Origin of the sequence: Bartonella sp. AP57NXGY, assembly GCF_042195805.1 — a bacterium.
Lineage (GTDB): Bacteria > Pseudomonadota > Alphaproteobacteria > Rhizobiales > Rhizobiaceae > Bartonella.
Genome location: NZ_JBHIOZ010000393.1, coordinates 1 through 971 on the forward strand (window position 1 = coordinate 1; position 971 = coordinate 971).

The window sequence follows — 971 nt, forward strand, 5'->3', positions numbered from 1 at the left end:
AGCATACGTTTAAAACTATACGAAAATAAAAGCTAAAACTGTCTTCTTTTAATAAAGGGTATATTCGTATTTACATTTCTTGAAGCATTTTAATAAATCAAAATAATAGCAATCAATTTTTTAAAGCTTTACCATTAAGGTCTTTTATTCTCAAAAAAAGTTGTCATAGGCTTTTTATATTCGGATTTTATATAATTACGGGTGTTTTATACATTTAGAATAGCTTTAGAGAACTCTGGAAGAAAGTAAAAAATTTGCCCTTTTCTTCAATTAAGAAAAAGGCAAATCAATTTTATGGATTTAGTCGTTTATTAGTTGAGTATCACATTAACCCCTGTACTTATACCCCAGTGACCTCCAGAAGTGGTAATTGACAAGTTGGAACCAATATCACCGTTCTCTGAAGTATAACCTGCACCAAAAGCAAAAGCAGATTGACTACGCCATAAACCACTACCAAATGCGATTGTTAATTTTCCAGGAATATCACTATAGCGTAAACCAGCTACCGCTAAACCAACAGCTGCTGCTTGTCTTGCCTCTTTTCGAACATCCTCAACAGCATAACTTAATGTCGAAAACTTCATATCCGTATACGAATTAGCCCCACTAACTCCATCTTTTACAAGATGAGAAATTTGCTCATCCGTATACTTATTGGCACTTTCAAGCACAAAATCCATCTTATCTTTTAATTGACCACCATTAACCGCTTCTTTCGAATCTTTTTCAACCCTTCCATCGGCTACATTGTCTATTAATACTGGAGAACTGTCATCTCCACCAACTAATGTAACTTTATTGGTCTTTTTGCCCGTTTCTTTATCTTTATCGTATTGTACAGATCCCTCCGTAACTTTATTTTCAATATCCTTGACCTGATCTGTAATCATCTGCTGAGTTTCCCAAAGCTGTCCTCCATTCACAGCTTCTTTTGAATCTCTGTCTACCTTGCCATCCTCTACATTGAT

General features: G+C 34.7%; 1 protein-coding gene. It reads right to left on the bottom strand.

All coding sequences use genetic code 11. From position 1 onward, the window contains the following. Positions 1-311: 311 nt before the first annotated feature. On the bottom strand, positions 312-971 hold a 660-nt coding region (locus ACFIL8_RS11080), incomplete at its 5' end, for a YadA-like family protein (RefSeq protein WP_375689842.1).